Source organism: Pectobacterium aroidearum (assembly GCF_015689195.1).
Classification (GTDB): domain Bacteria; phylum Pseudomonadota; class Gammaproteobacteria; order Enterobacterales; family Enterobacteriaceae; genus Pectobacterium; species Pectobacterium aroidearum.
This window is the reverse complement of sequence record NZ_CP065044.1, coordinates 1,619,715-1,632,898: the sequence shown is the minus strand read 5'-3', so window position 1 is coordinate 1,632,898 and position 13,184 is coordinate 1,619,715. Positions and strand designations below refer to the sequence as shown.

Below are 13,184 nucleotides of genomic sequence, written 5' to 3'. Positions count from 1 at the left end.
AAACCACAGAATCAGTGGGGTAACAATAAGTTTAGCAGTGTTTTATAAAAGCAAAAGGCACCCGAAGGTGCCTGTGAAAGGAACGAGACGATGCAAGACTATTTCGCTGAATCGATCTCGTCGAGCGAGTCTTCAATCGCTGCAGCATTCGGGTTCTTCTGCGGGGTGATTTGCCCATCGCTGGCAAGAAAATCATGCCGCTGGAAGTAGGCCTCACGCATCATCAGGTAAGGATCGGAAGAGTTACGCAGCAAACCATCGGAATCCAACAGCTGCGCTCGCGTTTCTATCCCTTCGATAGCCCACTTACCCGCCGACATCCAGAACGTCAGATAGCTCAGCATCGGATACAGCGTGTCTACGACGCCACCGCCGTCTTCGCGAGGTGTTACGCTACCGTAGCCGGGCACCACGACATAAGGCCCGTAACCCACGCCATAATTACCCAATGTGCTACCAAAACGGCGGGACTCTTCTTTCGCCAGTTTCGGATTCGCCATTGACGCGACGTCAATCAGACCGCCCATCCCGAGCAAGGTATTCAGGAAGAAACGGTTAAAGTGAATCATCGCTTTATACGGTTTGCCTTCAACGAAATAGTTCACCATCGTTGCAGGCTCTTCGAGGTTGCTGAAGAAATTCCCCAGTCCATTACGCGCAGGCTTCGGTACATAATCGCGCCAGGCAACAGCCGCAGGACGCACCAGATAAGGATCCAGAACGTCATAGTTAAAGCTGAACATGGTACGGTTAAAGCCTTCAAGCGGATCGGAACGACCTTCTTGATCGCGATCCCCGGAACTGGCGCAGCCGATCAGTAACACGCTGGCAAACACCACCCCACTCAGGCGGTAATTCATATCTGTTCTCCCTGATTTATAGTGTGCTATACCCGTCATACTTCACGTTGCATGTGTGTTGGTTACGTTCACTCACCCGAATCACTTACTTAAGTAAGCTCATCGGGATTCCTTCACTTACCGCCGGCCTGCAACACGAATTATTTAGGGTATATACCCGCGACCGAAAATGGGTATTCCCAGTATCAGCCCCAGCCTATCAGACTGAGCGACAAGGACGGGATATCGGCCAACAGTGTAACATTTTATGGCTCCATCGCTACGTTGGCTTACGTATTACTGTATTTTCAGAGGATTGCCATTTTTCTTATGGGGCAGCTCACGGCATCGTTGCGACACGCGCTCCAGCGTGGACGATGACCCAGTCTTTCATTGCTCCACTCACAGCATAGCACCGCCAGCCTAAACCAGTGAGCTACGCCGCACCATCCCATAGTGTAAAAACTGACTACGCTTATCAGCGGGGCTGTCGATGCTTGCCCCGGTCTTCAGTCCCGTTAGCCAAGCGCCAATCGGCTCATTCGTCGAGAGAATCACTATGAATTCATCATCAAAATCCAGGCAAACCCAGCAAGAGCAAGAAAAGGACGTTGCGGTAGAGAGCGATGAAAGCACGCAGGGAAAAGCGATCAACGTGGATGAAGATCGCTTACCCTCTCCTGCCGCCGCAATCCACGAAGAGATTCGACAGGAAGGACAAAAGGAGCTGGAACGCGATGCGATGGCGTTACTGTGGTCGGCGATTGCCGCAGGCATTTCGATGGGAACCTCATTCATGGCGGTCGGCATGCTCCACAACCATCTGGTTGGCGTGCCCGGCGGTTTTCTGCTGGAGTGTTTCGGTTACACCATCGGCTTCGTGATTGTCATTATGGCACGTCAGCAGCTGTTCACCGAAAACACGGTCACAGCAGTGCTCCCCATCATGCATAAACCCACACGCGGCAATGTCTACCTACTTGGTCGATTATGGTTTGTCGTGCTGGTTGGCAACCTGATCGGTACAGCCTTAGCTGCCCTCGCCTTTACCTACATGCCGGTTTTTGATGGTGAAACGCGGGAAGCGTTAGTCGACATCGCCATGAAAGTCATGAAAAACTCTCCGACGGAGATGTTCGCCAATGCTGTTGTGTCTGGCTGGATTATTGCCACAATGGTGTGGATGCTGCCACGCGCCTACTCCGCCAAACTGTGGATTATCATCATTATGACCTGGATGATTGCCTTCAGTAACCTGACTCACATCGTGGCCGGTGCCTCAGAGATTTTCTATTTGGTGTTTATTGGCCACATCTCCTGGCAGGCGTTCATCTGGCCGTTTGCCTTGCCCACGCTGGCGGGTAATATCATCGGCGGCACCTTTATTTTCGCCCTCATCAGCCACGCGCAAATTCGTAACGACATGAGCAATCCATACCGCGGAAAACCCCAAAAACGGCGTGAAAACGAGGAAAAATAACGCCAGTAAGCACGCTAATTGCCGACACTTTGAGCAAACGCGCCGTTAAGTGCTTATTCTCAGAGCGAAAATGCGTATAATGACTCGGCTTCACGTCCCCGTAGTTAAACGGATATAACAAGCCCCTCCTAAGGGCTAGTTACTGGTTCGATTCCAGTCGGGGACACCATTCACACTTCTCGAAGCACTTAGTAAACCCCATCTTCCCTTAGAAAATCATAAAGTTAAGTGGAATATATCATCGACTAAAAACTACAGTGTCGCACCAGCATCTGAATAAGAACGCCGCTTATCGTCGGGTTGGGCCGGGAAAGTTATCGACGAGTCTAATTTCGAAATCAGGGTGAACGTCGACAATTTTAATCTTAAAATCAGGAAAATTATCAACAATTTCCCATTTCCCTGGGCGGTTAGCGAAGGCGGTAACTTCTTGTACTCTTAGATGTTCGTGCGCGTTGACAATCTGCACTCTATAGTCTGGAAACGAATCAACAATTTGAATTCTTCCATAAACTTTAGACACATCGACGGCAAGGGAAAATGGCGAGAAAAGAACAGCACAATAGAGCAGCATTACACCTAAATATCTCATACTTATTCCCTTGATTTATATGTATTCCTGAAGATTATTTGATGGTACTTACCTGATTTTGTCAATATGGAGAGGAATACTCACACAACGTTCATCTAACAATACGAGGGTTATATGGAATGGCGCAATATCACGCTCCGTCCCGCTACATCGGAGGACGAGTGGTTCCTGTTTGAACTTCGCCGAACCACGATGGATGAGCATCTCCAAAGAGCCGGTGTAATTGCCGATGATTCGGCACACTGGCAACGAGTCAAATATCATTATGACGATGCCCATATTGTGCTAATGGGATCTGAACCTATTGGGTTATTCAAACGGCACAAGGGCGTCAATGAGTGGATCATTATACAAATCCAGATGTTGCCAGCCTATCAGGGGCAGGGCATCGCAGCATGGCTATTACACACATTCCTGCGGCAGGCAGATGAAGCCAACGTCCCTGTCACTCTGAGTGTTTTGAAAGGCAACAGAGCGATAAGGCTTTACCAACGCTTAGGTTTTCAGACCATTGATAACGCTGATAGCGAATTAAAAATGAAACGCAGCCCGAAGCGTCAACAACGGCTGGAATAGCAAACAATATATACTTACAACCATGAATAACCTTATAATATCAAAAGGATTTATTCACTATTTGTAAGGAATGCGTGTTTATTATGAAACGGAGTTATATAAAAAGCGTCATTTTGCCTATTCTTTTCCTTCCTCTCGCCAACGGGGTATATGCGCAAGACTTCCCCACTTTTGTGACAGATTTCACCAATGTGTTGCAGAAAAGTAAATTATCACAAAAAGACTATAACCAATTTATTGAACTTACTGATTCCTATTTTATTCCAGCTAGCTATGGTGTAAGCATAGCGAAAAAGGATAAAATAAGTTATAAAAATAACGAAATAATGCCAAAGCTTGAATCTGACTCCAGTTTTATCTTCAATGGTTCAAATGGAAAAGCAGCTTTTATTTCATTTCTGCAAGAAATAAAAAACCTCCCATCGTCAGAAAAATATTTTGAAAAATCCTACACGGATGCAGGATTGGTCTTCGTCATGAATTACTATATGTTGTCATCAGGTATCATTAATATCCAGATGGACATCGTTTCTCCTCCTGGCCTCAAAGGAATTGTCACCAATCTACTTAACGAAAGGGAATCTGAACTTAGACAAGAAGCAGGCGAAAGCGCTTATATCTACCAATTCAAAAAAACAGATGAGACCTATAAGATGATCGGCGCTAACTCATATCCGTCGTCAGATAAACGAATCTGTATGTCCTGCTAACGTGATTTCAATGGAATTGAAAATGATAAAAATCATAATAAAATCTCTATTATTGATAATGCTTTCATCACACTATGTTAATGCAAATAATCTTGAGTGTCGTAGTCCTCTCGTCATTCAGTCGTTAATCAAAGAAGATCAAGAGAAAGCACAACCCATCAGCGACCGGGTCTCTTTAGAGACAATTAAAAAAATTGAATTTGAATATGACATCATTATCACAAAACTTAAAACAAAAAATAACCTAAGCTGCTTTGGCAAAGCCAAGATAAAAATTCCATCCGATGTGTCAAATTTTTTAAAATACTATCCTATTATGGAGAGCGGAGATCCTAAAGCAAAAAGTATTTACCGTTCCAATCTTTACCTCCACAAAAAAGGCGATGAATACATCGCATTAGACCGTGTTTATTATAATGTTCATATTGCTGATAATCAGCAAGAAGCCAATATTATGTATCCACACGATGAGTCAGTCTCACGCACACTCTATGGCTTGGCCTGGTTACAAGAAAATGCGGCAAGGCTGGAAGAACAATCACCACGTTTTAAATATATTAAAGCCATTGTCGAATTCAGAGAGGCTGATAGTGCGTTAAATGCTTACTGGAGTAACCTGCCCGATTATATTAAAGGGCAACTGAAAGAGGATGCACGGCAGTGGATAAAAAACAAAAATAAAAAATGCGGTGCAATAGAAACTATTACAAATAACAACCGCTCAATGGAAGATCAAGCAAAAATTTATACCTGCCAACAACAGATGACCAAAGAAAGGCTGGTACAGCTTGGATTGACTGAAAACAGGGACAAGAAATGAAAAAGCTCTACTATGTCATGATTGGAATGATCCTTACTTGCACGTCAGCATATGCCAAGGACGACTTTCAATGCAGCGATCTCAACGCGGTGGAAGTCGTTAAAAAAACGTTTGCCGATCGTGCAAAAGCACTGTTCTATAATTCCCCTTCTCAATCTGTTGATACTGTGAACGTGATTTATTCTAAATTATCAACTCAACCACGCTGGGGAAAAGCATTCTCGTGTAGCCTGCGGGTTGAAATTCCCGTAAGTCAGGAGGTCATCGATATCATTCTGAATGAAGACAATCTTTTGTACACAAAAGATGAAATGGATAAAATTAGCAATAACCTTTTTACTAAAACAGGTGAAAGCAAAGATAATAGGCTCAGTGATAACAAAATCGTCATTCCGTCATTTGCCTACGATCTCAGTATTCTCGATAATGAAAAGGAAATAAAAGTAGAAAAAAAATCCTATGATGCCCTATCCAGAGCAATTTATGGCGTAGCCTGGCTCAGTGAAAACGCCGAAAAAATCACAAAAGCCGCGCAAGAGAAAACGCTTGAAAATGAAAAAGAACAATATCTTTTCTTTTTCACCGACGTATATGGAATATTGGAAGACGCACCTGAAGACATAAAGAGTAAATTCCATGCATCTCAAGAAACATGGATTAAAGAAAGAAATAAAAAATGCGGTAATGTCGAATCCTTAGAGGCGAATAATCTTCCTATTAAAGAACAAATTCATGCTTATCGCTGCCATAATGCAACGATGAGTGAACAAGTATCAAGTTTAGATCCAAGCGAAGAGTAATAGTAACGCCGATGTTACTTCAGGCTATTGCCTGCTATCTTAGCAATGGCCTGAATATAAACCTCTCGTCCTACTGACTCAACCAGACAATCAGCTATCGCTCGGCTGTACAGGTCGCTCAAGATAAGTAGACAACACAATATAGGAACGTGTTGAGCTGACGCCAGGCACCGCGTAAAGCTGAAACAGAAGCTTTTCCAGCGACTGCGCATCTTCCGTGCGAATCTTGAGAATCAGAGCCGCATCGCCAGCAACCGAATGCACCTCTTCAACATCGGAATTATGCGTGATCTCCATCAGCTCTGACGAAACGCCCCAGCCGCTGGTGTCCACGTGCACGAAGGCCAGAAGGTTCTTCTTTATTGCGACAGGATCGAGCAGCGCAGCCGTTTTCCGTATCACGCCGTCGCGCCGAAGCCGTTTAACCCGTTCATGCGCGGCGGGAGCAGAAAGCGCGACTTTTTCTCCCAGTTCAGCGTAGCTCAACGTCGCATCATCAACCAATTCCCTTAATAATCTTCGGTCAGTGGCATCAATATCCCGTGTAGGAATGGCTTTTTGCTTAATGTCATCTTTATTTATTTTCATTCTCTCATTCCTTATTTAAAACTAATTCTGTTTGGTTAATAGTATTTTTTCCGAATCATATTAAGCAAAAAGTGAAATTTCAATGTCACAACATCAACATGCCGAATGTCATGCCAATTCACGCACACGTCGTGTTCCTGGCGCAGCCTATGTCCTGACGTTCTGTATCGGCGTGATTGGATCGAATTCGTTACTCATGGGTCCTATCGCTCCTGAGATCGCCGCATCATTTAAGAGTATCGCGCAGTCAGTGATGCTGGCCTCAGCCGCCTTTGGCCTGGGAACCGCACTAAGCGCTCTGTTTCTGGCACGATACATCGATCGATTCGGCGCCTTTAGAATGTTGAAGAACGCCATGATTCTGCTGGTCGTCGCCTTGCTTTCCAGCGCGATGGCCTCTTCCGTTGAATGGCTGATAATCAGCCAACTTATTGCAGGGATCGCATCTGGCGTGGCGATTCCCGCGATTTATACCACCGCTGCGGCTATCGCCCCTAAAGGGCTGGAAAGCAAAACAACTGGCGTCGTTCTTACCGGCTGGACGCTGAGCCTTGTCGCTGGCGTTTCACTCGCGTCGATTCTGGCAGAGCAATTTCACTGGCGCGTCGTTTATCTCGGGATCGGCGCACTGGCCGTTTTGGCTGTTGTCATCCTTTCTCGTCTGAGTAATCAGGATGAAAATACCACGCGGGTTTCATCATCACCGCTGGCGGCACTGAGCGTGCCCGGCGTGAAACCGTTGCTGGCTGCCTGTGGTGGGTTCATGACCGCCTTTTATGGGGTTTATGGTTATCTGGGTGACTATCTGTACCACCAACTCCACCAACCTCTCAGTGCTAACGGCCTGATTGCGCTTTGCTATGGCGTTGGGTTTGGTTCAGCAGCTTTTCTGGATACCATGATAAGTAAAGTGAATTCCAGAGTGGCGATGCCAGCCTCATTCCTTACGGTAGCGACGGTGTATCTGATTTTTGCCCTGTCAGGAAGTAGCTTACCTGTTGTGTGCGTGTTAATGCTTTTTCTGGGCACCGCGAATCACCTGTGCGTCAATTTGCTGATTACCGGGTTAAGCACAACGGATGTCTCGAAGCGCGGCGCAATCATGGGGCTGAACAGTGCGGTTACCTATTTGGCAGTCTTTGTAGGGAATACGCTTTTTGGTGCTCTTTATCTGCATTGGGGATATGCAACGGTACTCTACGCAGCAGTAGGCTTTGTGGTGATATCCATTCTGTTCACATTACCACGGCAAACGCAGACAAACGCTGAACGGCATTAATGTATTCCCACATCCCATTTGGCAAGATGTTATTTTACAGGGATTTCATCAGGTAATACGGAAATAGAGAGAGGTATGGGTAACCACACCTCTCTCATCATGATTATTTCGACGCCGTTATACTGGCATCGGTAAATTCTGGATAACCAGCGGGTCGACCATTATTCAGGTTATTCAGAAAGTTATTGTCTTTAAGGGGAATAGACGCTGAACCGTAGTCAAAGGCGTTTAATCGGTTACGTAACTCTTGATTATTAATGCCATCGCCATACATCGAGTACCAACTGATAATATCCGGCGTGACAAATTTCTTATACGGATTTTCCGCTTGCTCATTCTCTTTAGAAAAACGGAAAGCATGAGTCAATAGACCATCTTTGTGATAAACAAATTTCAGATGACCATCTTGCTTATCAATACTCGATGCATCTTTGGTCGTCAATTTACCATGCGCACTGTAACTACCGTGCGTCACTGCGCCATTCTTAGTCCAGATTGCCACATGTTCCCAATCATGGCGGTGGCCTGAATTAACACCACTTAATATCTGATCTTTTAGAAAATAGAGCGCATAGAAGCTGCCACAATAGCGAGAACCACCGGAATTAACACAGGCGTATCGGTGCAAGGTATTTGACGAGTCGAGAAAGTTACTCCACCGGCACCCGCCCGTGATATTTCCTGTTGGTTTCAGTCCGCCGTTCTGCACACCATTACGGCTGACTCCCGCACTAGGAAGACAACCATCCGTATCAAAATCAAATACCGGTGCAATCGCCCGCGCATCAATTCCTGATGGCAGGGCCTGATTCAATTTGGGGAAATTATCTGCGTGTGAAGAAAAAGTCGCGAACAATATTGAGCATGTCAAAATCGTTTTCTTTCCTGAAAGCATATTAACTCCTTTAGAAAAATAGTCCTTTGAAAAGCAATGTCGCCATGAGTCACAAAAGGTGACCATGATGCGAGAGTAGGAAATAACACTTTTAACAAGAAAGAAAAGGAAATAAAAATCATTTATTTCCAACAATGAACAAAAATATATTTAGCATGCAAAATAATGTGGGGGATTTATATATAACATCAATCCCCTACCGTTAGGATTTTTTACTCTCCGACCACGTCATAACGCTGCGTTGCTGCATCAAAACGGTATTCCAGCAGAATATCACCTCCGCCGTGGGAATAGCAGTTCAGCATGATGCTGCGATTATCTGCGCCGTTTTCAATATTCATATATACCGGAGTCATAAAAAAACCAAACTGGCACTGTTGAAAATCAGGCTTAAGAAGCTGGTCAACATTGCCACTCTTCTTGTTAATCGCCTTAATCCCCTCAACAACCATTCCCGCATCGCTGTTTTGATACACCCCAACGAAGCTATGAGTCGCGGTTTGTCCCCAGAAAGGAATATCAACTTGTCCTTCCACCTTTGCAGGCTGCTCACTATCATCAAAAGATGCCACACGCCGTAAGCTAACATCATAGCGAGCTTTCCCATTCGACCACTCGCCGCGTAGCTCTTCTCCCATTTCCGTCAATGTAAACGGACAATGTGTCATATCGATGTCAGACTTAACGCCCTGAACGATATACTTATCATAATCCTGCGGAGTATGGATTTCGCAGATCGCAAGCGACGTTCCCGAGAGCCGCCCATATAGCGGGATCGGAGCGCGATATTTATCGTAAAAGTAGCTTCCCAGCAGGTTCTTATCCTGGTCAGTACTGTATTTCTGCAATGAAAAATGCACCGGATAAGGCCCGATTTGGCCTTCGTAATTACTCACGACATACCAGCCGGCATGCGCGGTTGCCGTCCACAGTCCACAGGCTATTAAGGTTGATACCGCTACTCTCATACATTCACCTTGTCTACCCGTCATACTTCAAGCTGCTCATGCGTTGGTTTATCTACCCTTCGCGTTGTGTTGATTATAGGTAAATCATGAAGCTAAACCGTTCAAAAACGGCTTAGCCTATCCGGCTAATCATGGTGACAGCAGGGGCAGATTTCCACTTCAGATGCCGTCATCACTGTTGTTCCCTCGCAATCCCATTCCACACGCACGGGGAGCGATACTGATCCTGAGTGGTGCAAATATTTGTTAACTGGGGTTTCCGTCATACCAGTAACCACCTCCGTGGCGATGAGTTCATCACCGACAAAAACGCGGGCTGTCGCCTGCGACGCTTCACGCGTTTCACCAGATTGCCGATACAAATAGTTAACCGTCAGTTTAATGCTGGGCATAGCGCTTCTTAAAACAGGGAAAAGACAAGAGAAACAGTGTATCGCGTTCCCCTACGCTTGTAGAGCACATACGCGGCAGCCGTTATCACTGCATCGCGCTAATACCATGATAGCTTTCTATTTTTTAAAAATGGAGAGATTTGGTCACATAAGATTGCACGATTAGTAATCAAAAAGTTAAATCTTATGCCTTTTGGATATTAATGAAGCAGAAAAAACAGCCGATACCCTTTGCGATAGGGTATTTTTTAATGCAATTGCATTTTGCATAAATAGTGTTTGGCACAAATACTGTTTTACATTAACCGTGTTCTGAATGAACCACTTCGTTAATGTCATCTTGTTGAATAATAGGAAATGATATCCGGCAGATTGATGCATCTTCTAAGGAAGATAATTATTTTGTCTGTGTTGATGTCCTGGCTGTCAACAACTGCGTTATTAACGCATGTGGTTTTAACACACTGAAGTAACTCACTGGTAAAACCATTACCAGCATTAAATAGATATAAGAAGGAGTTATACTGTGGTGATTCCAGATATTCAAATCGTGAGTGCGACAACCCCGGCGCCCATGCCTCCCATTGGTGCTGCTGCCAACCCAACCGTTGTTGCAGCTATCAGCCCGGGGAATAAAACCGATACATCAACAAACTCGGACTCTCAAAATATGCAGGGCTCGAACGAGAGCACTAAAGTTACGCTGTCCTCCCAAAAGAAACGTGCAGTTGCAGAGGACGATACTCCCCCGCCTGAACAGGTCAAAGCGCAACAGAAAGCCGCCACTGAATACTCTCTGGCAACAACGGGAATTCCGTTGTACAACGGCAAACTTATTTCCGTGATTAAGTACCCAGATGGAAATTCTGAAATGTTTGATGCCTTTACGGGACAGCGCATCACACAAGAAGACCTTGCTCTCATAAGCGCGCTTCATGGTTCAGAGGGCGAACAGGTATTACATTTCGAGAGCAAAACATCCTATAGCAATTTATCTGCGGCCGAAGTTTATCAGCAGATTCAGGAAATGTTGCATGGTTCAGGCAATGGGGAAGAGCTGTCTTAATAAGGTATGCATGCCAAGACAAATAAATCCCTTGCCCTGGCATTAAAGGAAAATATAACGTTACTTTAATAATGGAATGCGGTTACTCAATAGAAAATCGGCCTATTAACGACTAGCAATGAGTGCCTCTGAAAACTCAGCTAATCTTGTCAGGCCGTATTCCCATGGACCAAACCCCGCTTCTGCATTAATGTGCCCTGCCTCACCGACATCAACCAGTTCACTGTCCCACGCCTGCGCCCAATATTGGGCGCGAGTAAAACTCATTAAAGGATCGTTATGGCTGGCAACAGTCAACGCCGGAACCGGCAGCGGTGTAGCCTGAATGCGCTCGTCAATCTCGAAGCGCATGGGCTCGGCAGGCGCCACCAGCATCACACCGGCAATCCCTTCCTGACCTTGTTGCACAACATGACAGGAAGCCAGTGCGCCAAAGCTATGGCCGATCAGTATCACGGGCTGTGTACAGACGCTAAGTTCACGACGGATCGCTAACACCCAGCGGTCCAGATCGGCCTGATACCATTCCCGCTGGCGTATACGGTGCCAGTGAGGAAAACGCCGTTCCCAATGGCTCTGCCAGTGCTCGTCATCGCTGTCTCGCAATCCTGGCACCAGCACCATCGTTAGCTGCTGGCTCACTTCCGTCAGCCGCCGATCGATTTCTGTTGTCTGCACGCCCTTAACACTCCTGTCTGTTACCCAGCAACCTCATCCTACCCTGTCTGGTATATCAGCCACCGATTACTTTAACAATCTGGCCTTACAGCTTTTTCCTTTGATTTTACCTTTCTGGAGCTGCTGCAATGCGCGTTTAGCGCTAGCTTTACGGATAGCGACATAAGCATGCAGCGGAAACATATCAATCTTCCCCACTTCTGCTGCGGTTAATCCTGCATCGCCGGTTAATGCGCCGAGGATATCGCCAGGGCGGATTTTCGCTTTTCTGCCCCCATCAATACACAGCGTCATCATCTCAGGTTCCAGCGTAACCTCGCCAGTGCGGTCAAGGCTATCCGCCGCAGCCCACTTAATTCGCATACCGAGATAGTCTTCAATCAGATTAGCGCGGTTCATTTCCTGTGGCGTACACAGGCTGACAGCCAGACCCTGCATACCCGCACGGCCCGTTCTGCCAATACGATGAACGTGCACTTCAGGATCGAAAGCCAGCTCAAAATTCACGACCAGCTCAAGCTCTTTGATATCGAGCCCACGAGCCGCCACATCGGTTGCTACCAGCACGCGGCAACTGCGGTTAGCAAAACGCACCAGAACCTGATCGCGATCGCGCTGTTCCAGATCGCCATGCAGCGCCAATACGCTAATCCCACGCATATCCAGCGCGTCAAACACGCTTTGGCAGTCGCGCTTGGTGTTACAGAACACGACACAGGACGAAGGCTGATGATGACCCAGAATGGAAATCAACAGTGGCAATCGCTGCTCTTTCGTCGTCTCGTAGAAGCGTTGTTCGATGGCCGACTCTTTCACGTCGTCTGCAATCTCGAAACGCTGTGGTTGACGCTGAACGCGCGCGCTGATCTGTTCGATCTCTTCCGGATACGTGGCAGAAAATAGCAAGGTTTGACGATCGGACGGCGTATAGGAAATCACATCATCAATCGCATCGGTGAAACCCATGTCCAGCATGCGATCTGCTTCATCCAGCACCAGTACTTTCAGGCTATCCAGAGACAGTGACTGCTTACGTAAATGATCCTGGATACGCCCTGGCGTCCCGACAACAATATGCGGAGCGTGAACCAGAGAATCGAGCTGCTGCCCCATCGGCTGACCGCCGCATAGCGTCAGGATCTTAATGTTTTGCGCAAAACGGGCCAGACGACGCAGCTCTTTGCTGACCTGATCGGCCAGTTCACGCGTCGGGCACAGCACCAGCGCCTGCGTAGTAAAGTCGCTCACGACAATACGATCCAGTAACCCAATGCCGAACGCCGCTGTTTTACCGCTACCGGTTTTCGCCTTGGCACGCACATCTGCACCACTCAGAACGGCTGGCAACGTCGCCGCCTGAACGGGCGTCATGTCGGTATAACCCAGTTCATTAAGATTGGATAACTGCTCTGCTGGCAGCGAGAGGGAAGAAAAAGAGGTTGTACTCACAGTGATTACTCTACCAAGGACGAGATAACGAAAGGTGACGCCGAGCCAAAGA

General features: G+C 46.6%; 15 protein-coding genes and 1 tRNA gene. 8 read left to right on the top strand and 8 right to left on the bottom strand.

The genetic code is table 11. The features are described 5' to 3' along the window. Positions 1 to 98: 98 nt before the first annotated feature. Positions 99 to 860 (bottom strand): phospholipid-binding lipoprotein MlaA, encoded by a 762-nt coding sequence (gene mlaA, locus I2D83_RS07295; protein ID WP_015841016.1) that lies wholly within the window; start codon positions 858 to 860, stop codon positions 99 to 101. Between the two features lie 538 nt (positions 861 to 1,398). Here mlaA and I2D83_RS07290 point away from each other — a divergent pair. Further along, positions 1,399 to 2,319 carry a formate/nitrite transporter family protein gene (locus I2D83_RS07290; RefSeq protein ID WP_205947798.1) on the top strand — a complete coding sequence of 307 codons (921 nt, stop codon included), beginning with the start codon at positions 1,399 to 1,401 and terminating at the stop codon, positions 2,317 to 2,319. Positions 2,320 to 2,413: 94 nt separating this feature from the next. Next, positions 2,414 to 2,488: transfer RNA gene (locus tag I2D83_RS07285), tRNA-Arg, on the top strand. 120 nt (positions 2,489 to 2,608) lie between these two features. On the opposite strand, the gene I2D83_RS07280 is transcribed toward I2D83_RS07285, so the two are convergent. Beyond that, complete coding sequence (locus tag I2D83_RS07280; protein WP_205947797.1) at positions 2,609 to 2,911, bottom strand: 7(1) septoil knot domain-containing protein; 303 nt, start codon at positions 2,909 to 2,911, stop codon at positions 2,609 to 2,611. 114 nt (positions 2,912 to 3,025) lie between these two features. On the opposite strand from I2D83_RS07280, the gene I2D83_RS07275 reads away from it, so the two are divergent. The 4 genes from I2D83_RS07275 to I2D83_RS07260 all read left to right on the top strand — a co-directional run bounded on the left by I2D83_RS07275 (position 3,026) and on the right by I2D83_RS07260 (position 5,817). Further along, positions 3,026 to 3,487 (top strand): GNAT family N-acetyltransferase, encoded by a 462-nt coding sequence (locus tag I2D83_RS07275; protein WP_205947796.1) that lies wholly within the window; start codon positions 3,026 to 3,028, stop codon positions 3,485 to 3,487. A gap of 83 nt (positions 3,488 to 3,570) precedes the next feature. Further along, positions 3,571 to 4,197 (top strand): hypothetical protein, encoded by a 627-nt coding sequence (locus I2D83_RS07270; RefSeq protein ID WP_181848767.1) that lies wholly within the window; start codon positions 3,571 to 3,573, stop codon positions 4,195 to 4,197. A gap of 22 nt (positions 4,198 to 4,219) precedes the next feature. After that, a complete protein-coding gene (locus I2D83_RS07265) occupies positions 4,220 to 5,017 on the top strand; it encodes a lysozyme inhibitor LprI family protein (protein ID WP_205948149.1) in 798 nt (265 codons plus the stop codon). Beyond that, positions 5,014 to 5,817, top strand: a complete 804-nt coding sequence (locus I2D83_RS07260; protein ID WP_205947795.1) for a hypothetical protein — start codon at positions 5,014 to 5,016, stop codon at positions 5,815 to 5,817. Before I2D83_RS07265 ends, I2D83_RS07260 begins: the two co-directional genes overlap by 4 nt. 90 nt (positions 5,818 to 5,907) lie before the next feature. Here the strand turns inward: I2D83_RS07260 and I2D83_RS07255 are convergent, their stop codons facing one another. Then, complete coding sequence (locus tag I2D83_RS07255) at positions 5,908 to 6,405, bottom strand: Lrp/AsnC family transcriptional regulator (RefSeq protein WP_180777616.1); 498 nt, start codon at positions 6,403 to 6,405, stop codon at positions 5,908 to 5,910. Between the two features lie 82 nt (positions 6,406 to 6,487). Here I2D83_RS07255 and I2D83_RS07250 point away from each other — a divergent pair, with 82 nt between their 5' ends. Further along, a complete protein-coding gene (locus I2D83_RS07250; protein ID WP_205947794.1) occupies positions 6,488 to 7,684 on the top strand; it encodes an MFS transporter in 1,197 nt (398 codons plus the stop codon). A gap of 103 nt (positions 7,685 to 7,787) precedes the next feature. On the opposite strand, the gene I2D83_RS07245 is transcribed toward I2D83_RS07250, so the two are convergent. The 3 genes from I2D83_RS07245 to I2D83_RS07235 form a co-directional block, all read right to left on the bottom strand. Then, positions 7,788 to 8,579 (bottom strand): NPP1 family protein, encoded by a 792-nt coding sequence (locus I2D83_RS07245; RefSeq protein WP_205947793.1) that lies wholly within the window; start codon positions 8,577 to 8,579, stop codon positions 7,788 to 7,790. A 212-nt stretch (positions 8,580 to 8,791) separates the two neighbouring features. Continuing rightward, positions 8,792 to 9,547: a hypothetical protein gene (locus tag I2D83_RS07240; RefSeq protein WP_015841028.1), complete on the bottom strand. Its 756-nt coding sequence runs from the start codon at positions 9,545 to 9,547 to the stop codon at positions 8,792 to 8,794. 125 nt (positions 9,548 to 9,672) lie between these two features. Beyond that, positions 9,673 to 9,939 (bottom strand): hypothetical protein, encoded by a 267-nt coding sequence (locus I2D83_RS07235; protein WP_205947792.1) that lies wholly within the window; start codon positions 9,937 to 9,939, stop codon positions 9,673 to 9,675. A 526-nt stretch (positions 9,940 to 10,465) separates the two neighbouring features. Between I2D83_RS07235 and I2D83_RS07230 the strand changes: the two genes are divergently transcribed. Continuing rightward, on the top strand, positions 10,466 to 11,005 hold the full coding sequence (locus I2D83_RS07230) for a hypothetical protein (RefSeq protein ID WP_205947791.1): 540 nt from the start codon (positions 10,466 to 10,468) through the stop codon (positions 11,003 to 11,005). A 105-nt stretch (positions 11,006 to 11,110) separates the two neighbouring features. Here I2D83_RS07230 and I2D83_RS07225 read toward each other — a convergent pair whose 3' ends face one another. Continuing rightward, complete coding sequence (locus I2D83_RS07225) at positions 11,111 to 11,683, bottom strand: alpha/beta hydrolase (protein WP_180777612.1); 573 nt, start codon at positions 11,681 to 11,683, stop codon at positions 11,111 to 11,113. 66 nt (positions 11,684 to 11,749) lie between these two features. After that, positions 11,750 to 13,132 (bottom strand): ATP-dependent RNA helicase DbpA, encoded by a 1,383-nt coding sequence (dbpA, locus tag I2D83_RS07220; protein WP_015841032.1) that lies wholly within the window; start codon positions 13,130 to 13,132, stop codon positions 11,750 to 11,752. Positions 13,133 to 13,184 lie beyond the last annotated feature (52 nt).

What these genes read in the sequence shown, in the direction of transcription:
- I2D83_RS07280 (WP_205947797.1), bottom strand. Translation starts at nt 2,911, where the DNA reads ATGAGATATTTAGGTGTAATGCTGCTCTATTGTGCTGTTCTTTTCTCG.
- I2D83_RS07245 (WP_205947793.1), bottom strand. Translation starts at nt 8,579, where the DNA reads ATGCTTTCAGGAAAGAAAACGATTTTGACATGCTCAATATTGTTCGCG.
- I2D83_RS07235 (WP_205947792.1), bottom strand. Translation starts at nt 9,939, where the DNA reads ATGCCCAGCATTAAACTGACGGTTAACTATTTGTATCGGCAATCTGGT.
- I2D83_RS07250 (WP_205947794.1), top strand. Translation starts at nt 6,488, where the DNA reads ATGTCACAACATCAACATGCCGAATGTCATGCCAATTCACGCACACGT.
- mlaA (WP_015841016.1), bottom strand. Translation starts at nt 860, where the DNA reads ATGAATTACCGCCTGAGTGGGGTGGTGTTTGCCAGCGTGTTACTGATC.
- I2D83_RS07290 (WP_205947798.1), top strand. Translation starts at nt 1,399, where the DNA reads ATGAATTCATCATCAAAATCCAGGCAAACCCAGCAAGAGCAAGAAAAG.
- I2D83_RS07255 (WP_180777616.1), bottom strand. Translation starts at nt 6,405, where the DNA reads ATGAAAATAAATAAAGATGACATTAAGCAAAAAGCCATTCCTACACGG.
- I2D83_RS07260 (WP_205947795.1), top strand. Translation starts at nt 5,014, where the DNA reads ATGAAAAAGCTCTACTATGTCATGATTGGAATGATCCTTACTTGCACG.
- I2D83_RS07270 (WP_181848767.1), top strand. Translation starts at nt 3,571, where the DNA reads ATGAAACGGAGTTATATAAAAAGCGTCATTTTGCCTATTCTTTTCCTT.
- I2D83_RS07275 (WP_205947796.1), top strand. Translation starts at nt 3,026, where the DNA reads ATGGAATGGCGCAATATCACGCTCCGTCCCGCTACATCGGAGGACGAG.
- I2D83_RS07240 (WP_015841028.1), bottom strand. Translation starts at nt 9,547, where the DNA reads ATGAGAGTAGCGGTATCAACCTTAATAGCCTGTGGACTGTGGACGGCA.
- I2D83_RS07265 (WP_205948149.1), top strand. Translation starts at nt 4,220, where the DNA reads ATGATAAAAATCATAATAAAATCTCTATTATTGATAATGCTTTCATCA.